The 10,736-nt window shown below is 48.9% G+C and carries 2 protein-coding genes; both read left to right on the forward strand.

The genetic code is table 11. The features are described from left to right. On the forward strand, positions 1-4,990 hold a 4,990-nt coding region (locus Xmir_RS36160), incomplete at its 5' end, for a non-ribosomal peptide synthetase (RefSeq protein WP_145956920.1). 3 nt (positions 4,991-4,993) lie between these two features. Next, on the forward strand, positions 4,994-10,736 hold a 5,743-nt coding region (locus Xmir_RS36165; RefSeq protein ID WP_145956919.1), incomplete at its 3' end, for a non-ribosomal peptide synthetase.

Genomic DNA, 10,736 nt, shown 5'->3' on the forward strand with positions numbered 1-10,736 from the left:
CTTCGGCCGTTTACCGGATTATATGCTGCCGGCCAGCTTTACCCGCATTGCATCTGTGCCGCTGACCCTGAACGGCAAGCTGGATCGCCGCGCCTTGCCGGAACCGGCATGGGAAAACCAAGACAGTTATGTCGCTCCCCGCAATGCACTGGAAACCCAACTGTGTGCTATCTGGCAAGAAATATTGGGGTTGGAGCAGGTTGGCATCGAAGATAACTTCTTCCGCATCGGTGGTAACTCCCTTACGGCGATTAAGCTCACGGCAGCTATTCGCCGAGCCTTGGCAATGGAAGTCTCACTGGCGCAATTGTTTGAGCTGAAAACCATCGCTGGCTTAGTCACTCATATAGGACAGCAGGCTTATACGATCATCCCTCACCTTGCACTGGAACATTACCCTTTATCGTTTGCTCAGGAGCGGATGTTATTTATCGAGCAGTTTGAACAAGGCACTAGCGCCTACCACATCCCTTATCTGGTTGAGCTGGATAACGACGCCTGTCTGCCCTTGTTAGAAACTGCCATTAACCGGCTGGTTGAACGTCATTCCGTGATGAAGATGGTCTATCCCAATAATAATCAGGGACAGATTTACCCACAAATGTCGGGCGATGATTTAATTATCCAGTCACAATCCTGTGGAGATCTTGGCACTCTCTTGAGCATGGTTCACGCTGAAATAGCCACACCCTTTGATCTGGCTACCGAACCGAGCCTGCGTTTGTGTCATTATCAATTGTTCGATAATCAATTGACCAATAAGCAAGTGACCGATAAACATTACCTGTTAATGTTGTGGCACCACATTGCCATTGATGGCTGGTCCATTGATATTTTTATGGATGAACTGGCAGAGATTTATCACTCCTTGTCAGAAGGCCGTGACAGCCAGCTAGTGCCTCTGGAGATCACCTATGGCGATTACGCTGCATGGCAACGGGAATATTTACAGGGTGAAGTGCGTGAACGCCAGCTTGCCTACTGGCAGAAAACCTTGGCCGGCTACGAACCCCTGGCTTTACCAACAGATCACCCCAGACCCGCCCAGGTCAATTATCAAGGGCGGGATTTCAATTTTACGCTGGATACAGCGCTGTCTGCGCAGCTAAGAACATTGGCTAAGGCTCAGGAAACCACCTTATATACTGTGCTGCTCAGTGGCCTTTATGTCACGCTGGCAAAATTATCCGGACAGGATGATATCGTACTGGGGACGCCTACCGATAACCGACATCATGCACAAACTCAGTCCCTGATTGGTATGTTCGTCAACTCACTGGTCTTAAGAGCACAGATTCAACAAACTGCCAGTGTGGAAAGCCTGATTAAACAGACCCATAAGATGGTGACCGAAGCCAAGAACTATCAGGATATGCCGTTTGAACATCTGGTTGAAACACTGGGAATTGAACGTGATACCTCCCGCCACCCGATTTTTCAGGTGATGTTCAGCTTACAAAGTTTTGGTGAGAACCTGCCAAACAGAACCCCCCTGCCATTTAATCCGGTTACACTGGACGACTCTCCAGATAGTCCCGCTAAGTTTGATCTGAGCCTGTTTTTGTCCGACAGGCAGGCCAATATTACGGGTTGTCTGAATTACGCGGTCAGCCTGTTTGACGAGGAAACCATCGTGCGGTTGGTGGCTATCTACCAACGGGTGCTGGCTGCATTAGTGGCAAATCAGAAACAATCCCTGTCTGAGCTTGATATCCTGCCCGCACAAGACCGTCATACCCTGCTGCACACCTGGAACCAGACCGATGTTTCCTACCCGCAGGACAAAACCCTGCAACAGGTGTTTGAAGCACAGGCATCCCAGCATCCTGATGCCACTGCCATCATATTTGAAGATCAAAGCATGAGCTATGGCGAACTCAACCGACGCGCCAATCGTCTGGCGCATCATTTGATTGCATTGGGAGTACGTCCGGATGATTTGGTTGCCATTTGTCTTGAGCGCAGTCCGGACATGGTGGTGGGGTTGCTCGCTATCCTCAAGGCGGGCGGCGCTTATGTGCCACTCGATCCGACTTATCCGGCTGAAAGGCTGGCCTATATGCTGGAAGATGCCAAACCAGTGGCTTTGCTGACCCAGACAGCCCAGGCCGGGAAACTGACCCGCGACGTTCCCATGGCGTTAATCGATAACACAGTATTGCTCGATAGTCCGGCTCCACTCTTTGAAACTGTATTAGATAATAACACCCTGCCGGACAATAATCCGGACACACCGGCTCTGGGGCTGACCTCACGCCATCTGGCCTATGTGATCTACACCTCTGGTTCTACCGGCCTGCCCAAGGGGGTAATGGTCGAGCACCGCAATGTGCTGCGCCTGATTATCAATAGTGGCTTCGCCGACGTGGGTCCCGCTGACTGCATTGCCCATTGTGCCAATACATCATTCGATGCCGCCACATGGGAGATTTGGTCTGCCCTGCTCAACGGCGGATGCCTGTATATTGTTCCATCGTCAGTGTTACTCGAACCGATACGTTTCCGTCATACCTTAATCAAGGGAAAAGTCACCGCGTTATGGTTAACCGTTGGTTTGTTTAACGAGTACCTTGATACGCTTCTTCCGGTGTTCGGGCAACTGCGCTACCTGCTTGTCGGGGGGGATGTGCTCAATCCACAGAAGATAAGGCAAGTGCAATTAGCTGACACCCCGCCTGTACATCTGATTAACGGCTATGGCCCGACAGAAACGACAACCTTTGCCACAACATATGCCATGACTTCCCTTGTCGATGTGAGCCAGTCAATCCCGATTGGCCGGCCCATTGGCAATACCCGGATTTATTTGCTTGATCCTCACGGGCAACTTGTTCCGGTGGGGGCAATGGGTGAAATTCATATCGGTGGAACGGGTGTCGCCCGTGGCTATCTGAACCGCCCTGAACTGACGAAAGAGCGTTTCCTGCCCGATCCCTTCTTCCCGGATCCGGATGCCCGCATGTACAAGACCGGGGATCTCGGTCGCTGGCTGCCGGACGGCAATATCGAATACCTTGGGCGCAATGATTTTCAGGTCAAAATCCGCGGTTTCCGCATTGAGCTGGGGGAAATCGAAAATGCCCTTGCTTCCCACCCGCAAGTCAGACAAGCGGTGGTGGTTGTCCATGAACATAACGGGAATAAAGTACTGGCCGCGTATCTGGTCACAGAGAGTGCCCTGTCTGATGATATCCTGATTAGGTATCTCTCCTCCCGCCTGCCGGAATATATGCTGCCGGCCAGCTTTACCCGCATTCAATCCATGCCCCTGACCCGGAACGGTAAAGTGGATCGCCATGCCCTGCCAGAGCCAATCTGGGAAAACAGGGACAACTATGTTGCTCCCCGTAATGAACTGGAAACCCGGCTGTGTGCCATTTGGCAGGCGGTATTGGGGCTGGAACACATCGGCATTGAAGATAACTTTTTCCGCATTGGTGGTGATTCGATTGTCAGTATCCAGCTCGTTTCCAAACTGCGTCAGGCAGGCTTTTCCCTTCAGGTTAAATCGATTTTTGAAGCGCCAACGGTGGCCCGGTTAGCCCAACTGCTGACATTGTCATCATCGACAGCAAAAGTCATTGCAGAGCAGGGATTATTAAACGGGGAATTTGGTTTATTGCCTATCCAGCAGACTTTCTTCGACTGGAGCTTATCGAATCCGCACCATTGGAATCAGGCATTTATGCTCCAGCTTCCCGGATACATCAAACATGCGGATATTGAGCAAGCTTTAATCAGCCTGACTGAGCGGCATGATATGTTACGTACCCATTTTGCCCACACTGAAAATGGCTACCGCCAGTGTTATTCTGCGGAAACCGCTCTCTGTCTGCCAGCATTACTGCACTGTGATGTCAGTCAGTTCTCAGACGCTGAACTACATCAACAATTGACCCAATGGCAAAACGGGTTTGATTACCATAACGAGCCATTATGGCAGGCTGGTCACCTGACCGGATACGCTGATGGCAGTGCCCGGCTGTTCTTTGCGTTTCATCATCTAATTATTGACGCAGTGTCGTGGCGCATTATTACTGAAGATATGCGTCTGTTATTGCAGGGCATGGCGTTACCAGCGAAGACCAGCAGTTACCGGCAATGGGTGGCCGCTGTCCATCATTATGCAGAACAACATCAAGATGAAGTGCCCTACTGGCAACGGATGATGGCCCAACAAACAGTAGCCGGAAAAACCATCAAACCAGCGCTGGATAGCATCACCCAGCACGGGTTAAGCATTTCTGCTGAGATGACGAACATCCTGCTACACGAAGCCAACATCGGTTACCACACGGAAATTAACGACTTACTGCTGAGCGCACTGGCACTGGCCTTGCAGGAAACTTTCTCACAAGACGTAAACTACATCCTTCTGGAAGGACACGGTCGGGAACCCATTGATAAAACATTGGATCTTTCCGAAACCGTCGGTTGGTTTACAACCATGTACCCCGTTCGTCTGGCAATGCAGGCTGATATTGCAGAAACCATTATTCACACCAAAGAGATGCTTCGGGGCATACCAAACAAAGGTATTGGCTACGGCGCATTACATCAAGCGGGATATCTGACAGGCGATTTGCCAGCCATCAGTTTCAACTACCTCGGGCAATTAGGAGGAGCCAGCCATCAAGACTGGCTCATAACCAGTGATGGTTGTGGGGATATGATCGCCAGCGAAAACGACAGCCACTTACTGTTGGGCATCAACGGCGCAGTTCAGGCAGGAAAACTGCAATTTAGTGTGGATTCCCGTCTGCCACAATCCCAGACCGCGGTGTTTATCAAGGCATTTGAACAAGCACTCATTAACATCACCGCGACGGGTCAAAAACAGGCTCAGGCAGGAGGAATAAAAACCTCCAGTGATTACGGAATCAAGGGCGTTTCGATGGAGCAGCTAAACCAGCTCACGCATCGTTTTGCTCAAGTGAATAATGAAAATCCGCACCTCCAACCACAAAAGAAAACAATTTTGGACTTGTAAAAAATGTTGATGCTATTTAAAGAACTTAACAAAAATCATGTATCAGTATGGGTTTGTGAGAATAAGTTGAAGCTGGCATTTACAGGGGATAATCCCCCTGCTCAACTTATTGATAAGGTTAAGCAGAGAAGAGAGGACGTATTAGATTTCCTAAACGAGAAAAATATCTTCTCTGAAGAAGAATTCAAAAGTTTTATTTTCAGTGAAAATCATGCTGGATTGAATGATTCTGTCCCATCTCCCAGAAACAAAATTGAAGCGATATTTCCTGCCAACAGTTTGCAACAGGGATTTGTATACCATTATCTGGCTCAGCCACAGGATGATGCCTATCGTGTACAATTGCTGGTGGATTATCACACCAATGTTGATCTTGCTGCCTATCAAGAAGCATGGTCACTGGCTTCGCTCCGTTTTCCCATCCTCAGAACCGCATTTGATTGGGAGGGAGAGATATTACAGATAATCACAGCGGGTTCCAGTATTGGCCCAACGAATTTTACTTCCCTGAATATCACTCAATTATCAGAAGAAGATCGCAACAAAGCCATTGAAGCGATCCAACAAAATGACCGCAATCTGCCTTTTGATTTAAATCAGCCCGGATTAATCCGTTTCACATTCATCAAACAGGATGAACAGCTAATAACAGTGTTAATCACTCTGCATCACTGCATTGTAGATGGCTGGAGTTACCCGATTTTATTACAGGCTGTGCATGAGTATTACAACCAACTGATAAAGGGACAAATACCACAAGTTGTAGTGGAACAGGCTTATCTGGCAACCCAACAATACCATCTTGATCATAAAACCGAATCAGAAGCCTATTGGGATGAATGCAAAGCACAATTTCAGAGAGCTAATGATCTTTCAGCGCTGTTAAGTCATCACACTGACTTAACGCAGATAAAAGCCGTTGAAAAGCCTGCTGAACAGATACTCACTATACAGGGAAGCATTTATGAACAGCTAAAAGACACGTGCCGGACACAAGGCGTTACGCTCAATGTGGTCCTGCAATTTGCCTGGCATAAATTATTGCACAGTTATACTGGCGATAAGCAAACCATTGTTGGCACCACCGTGTCTGGTCGCGATGTTCCCATAGAGGGTATTGAGTCCAGTGTGGGACTGTATATCAATACATTGCCGTTGATGGTGCAATGGGAGTCGACAAGCAGTGTGGCTGCTGTCTTACAAGACATCCAAAAAAATATCGCCGCACTCAACAGCCACAGTGCCGTATCACTCGCCAGCTTGCAGCCAGATGGAGAACGGTTATTCCATAGCCTGCTGGTTTTTGAAAACTACCCTGCCCCAGCGCTGAGCGAAAACAAGGAAGGCATAGAACATACCCTGACATTCCGACATGCTGTCGAAAAAGTAGATTATCCGGTGTTATTAATGGCCTATGAGCAAGATAACCGTTTAATCATAAAATTAAGTTATGGTGAAGACTGGCTGACGGAAAAACAGGTACAACGCCTGCTTTGCCAGCTTGAATGTATTCTGCGCGCTGTAGCATGTAATCCACACCAGTCTCATACGTCAGTAACACTCCTCAGTGAAGAAGAGCGCCATACCCTGCTGCACACCTGGAACCAGACCGATGTTTCCTACCCGCAGGACAAAACCCTGCAACAGGTGTTTGAAGCACAGGCATCCCAGCATCCTGATGCCACTGCCATCATATTTGAAGATCAAAGCATGAGCTATGGCGAACTCAACCGACGCGCCAATCGTCTGGCGCATCATTTGATTGCATTGGGAGTACGTCCGGATGATTTGGTTGCCATTTGTCTTGAGCGCAGTCCGGACATGGTGGTGGGGTTGCTCGCTATCCTCAAGGCGGGCGGCGCTTATGTGCCACTCGATCCGACTTATCCGGCTGAAAGGCTGGCCTATATGCTGGAAGATGCCAAACCAGTGGCTTTGCTGACCCAGACAGCCCAGGCCGGGAAACTGACCCGCGACGTTCCCATGGCGTTAATCGATAACACAGTATTGCTCGATAGTCCGGCTCCACTCTTTGAAACTGTATTAGATAATAACACCCTGCCGGACAATAATCCGGACACACCGGCTCTGGGGCTGACCTCACGCCATCTGGCCTATGTGATCTACACCTCTGGTTCTACCGGCCTGCCCAAGGGGGTAATGGTCGAGCACCGCAATGTGCTGCGCCTGATTATCAATAGTGGCTTCGCCGACGTGGGTCCCGCTGACTGCATTGCCCATTGTGCCAATACATCATTCGATGCCGCCACATGGGAGATTTGGTCTGCCCTGCTCAACGGCGGATGCCTGTATATTGTTCCATCGTCAGTGTTACTCGAACCGATACGTTTCCGTCATACCTTAATCAAGGGAAAAGTCACCGCGTTATGGTTAACCGTTGGTTTGTTTAACGAGTACCTTGATACGCTTCTTCCGGTGTTCGGGCAACTGCGCTACCTGCTTGTCGGGGGGGATGTGCTCAATCCACAGAAGATAAGGCAAGTGCAATTAGCTGACACCCCGCCTGTACATCTGATTAACGGCTATGGCCCGACAGAAACGACAACCTTTGCCACAACATATGCCATGACTTCCCTTGTCGATGTGAGCCAGTCAATCCCGATTGGCCGGCCCATTGGCAATACCCGGATTTATTTGCTTGATCCTCACGGGCAACTTGTTCCGGTGGGGGCAATGGGTGAAATTCATATCGGTGGAACGGGTGTCGCCCGTGGCTATCTGAACCGCCCTGAACTGACGAAAGAGCGTTTCCTGCCCGATCCCTTCTTCCCGGATCCGGATGCCCGCATGTACAAGACCGGGGATCTCGGTCGCTGGCTGCCGGACGGCAATATCGAATACCTTGGGCGCAATGATTTTCAGGTCAAAATCCGCGGTTTCCGCATTGAGCTGGGGGAAATCGAAAATGCCCTTGCTTCCCACCCGCAAGTCAGACAAGCGGTGGTGGTTGTCCATGAACATAACGGGAATAAAGTACTGGCCGCGTATCTGGTCACAGAGAGTGCCCTGTCTGATGATATCCTGATTAGGTATCTCTCCTCCCGCCTGCCGGAATATATGCTGCCGGCCAGCTTTACCCGCATTCAATCCATGCCCCTGACCCGGAACGGTAAAGTGGATCGCCACGCCCTGCCAGAGCCAATCTGGGAAAACAGGGACAACTATGTTGCTCCCCGTAATGAACTGGAAACCCGGCTGTGTGCCATTTGGCAGGCGGTATTGGGGCTGGAACACATCGGCATTGAAGATAACTTTTTCCGCATTGGTGGTGATTCGATTGTCAGTATCCAGCTCGTTTCCAAACTGCGTCAGGCTGGCTTTTCCCTTCAGGTTAAATCGATTTTTGAGGCGCCAACGGTGGCCCGGTTAGCCCAACTGCTGACATTGTCATCATCGACAACAAAAGTCATTGCAGAGCAGGGATTACTAAGCGGGGAATTTGGTTTATTGCCTATCCAGCAGACTTTCTTTGACTGGAATTTATCAAGTCCACATTATTGGAATCAGGCATTTATACTCCGATTGCCCGGCGATATCAGTTATGCCGCAATTGAACAGGCTCTGACCATCCTGACTGAGCGGCATGATATGTTACGTGTCTATTTTGTCGACACTGAACAGGGTCATCGCCAATGTTATCCCGCAGAAATGCCATCCTGGCTACCTGCATTACTGCACTGTGATGTCAGTCAGTTCTCAGACGCTGAATTACATCAACAATTGACCCGATGGCAAAACGGGTTTGATTACCATAACGGGCCATTATGGCAGGCTGGTCACCTGACCGGATACGCTGATGGCAGTGCCCGGCTGTTCTTTGCGTTTCATCATCTGATTATTGACGTAGTATCCTGGCGAATTATTGCTGAAGATATGAGCAGATTGTTGCAAGGTAAAACATTGCCAGCGAAGACCAGTAGTTATCGGCAATGGGTTAATGCTGTTCATCACTACGTAGAACATCATCAACAGGAAGTCCCTTACTGGCAACAAGTGGTGACAGACAGTCATACTCATCCTATTTCCGATGAAATCAATCACCACATGCTGGGCATTTCCACTGAATTAACTGACATTCTGCTACGTGAATCTAATGCCGGTTATCAGACTGAAATCAATGACTTATTGATCAGTGCCCTCACACTGGCATTACCTGTTGTTTTATCAAAACCGGTTAACCACATCATACTTGAGGGACATGGTCGGGAAACTATCGACAATACACTGGATGTTTCCGAAACCGTCGGCTGGTTTACAACCGTGTATCCTGTTCGTCTGGCAATGCAGGCTGATATTGCAGAAACTATTATTCATACCAAAGAGATGCTCCGTGCTGTGCCAAACAAAGGTATTGGTTATGGCACACTACGTCAGACAGGATACTTGACCGGGGATTTGCCGACGATCAGTTTCAACTACCTTGGCCAATTAGGCGGGGAAACCGAACAAAACTGGTCACTGACCAGCGATGATTACGGAGCCGTAGTGGCAGACGATAATCATAGCCATTTGCTGCTGAACATTAATGGCCTGATTCAAGCGGGCAAGCTGCAATTCAGTGTCAGTTCCCGCTTGTCAAAAGTTCAGACAAAAGTGTTTATCACAGCATTTGAGCAGGCACTCTACTCTGTTATCACAACGAGTCAAAAACAGGCTCAATCGGGCGGGATAAAAACGCCCAGTGATTATGGTGTTAAAGGGATTTCAATTAAGCTCTTGTGCCATCTTCAGCAGATGTACCAGATTGAAGGGCTGTACCCTGCGACCAGCTTGCAGCAGGGATTCATTTATCACCATTTGACTCAGCCGCAAGATGATGCCTATCGGGTGCAACACCTGTTGGATTATCACACACAACTTGACCCTGCTACCTACCAGCAGTCTTGGGTTCTGGCTTCACTGCGCTTCCCCATCCTTAGAACGGCATTTAACTGGGAAGAGGAAGTTTTGCAAATTGCAACTGAAGGCGCAAGTATTAGTGCGGAGAATTTCAAGATCAAAGATATCAGTCACTTACCAGAAGAAGAACAGAATAACGCAATTGACGCAATCCAGCAGCATGACCGTACCCTGCCTTTTGATTTTAGTCAGCCCGGATTAATCCGTTTTACCTTAATTAAACAGCATGAAAATCTGGTAACCGTGCTGATTACACAACACCACTGTATTATCGACGGCTGGAGTAACCCGATTTTATTGCAGACCGTACATGAGTATTACAACGAACTCACGCAGGGGCGCATCCCCCAAGTAGTGGTAGATAAAGCCTATCTGGCAACCCAACAATACTATCTGAATCATAAAGCAGAATCTGAGGCTTATTGGGATGAACGCAAAACACAATTCCACAGAGCCAATGATCTTTCGGCGCTGTTAAGTCACGACATTGATTTAACGCAAATAAAAGCGATTGAAAAACCAGCGGGTAAAGCGATTACCCTACAAGGAAACGCTTACCATCAGCTTAAGGAAATGTGTCGTGAACAAGGTGTTACTCTCAATGTGGTCCTGCAATTTGCCTGGCATAAATTGCTACACAATTACAGCGGAGATGAACAGACCATTGTCGGCACGACTGTATCCGGGCGTGATGTTCCAGTGGATGGAATCGAGTCCAGTGTTGGCCTGTATATTAATACCCTGCCGTTGATGGTGCAGTGGACTCAGGCGGACAATATCTCTGCGGTTTTACAAGACATACAGAAGGATATCGCCGCACTCAACA

Source organism: Xenorhabdus miraniensis (genome assembly GCF_002632615.1).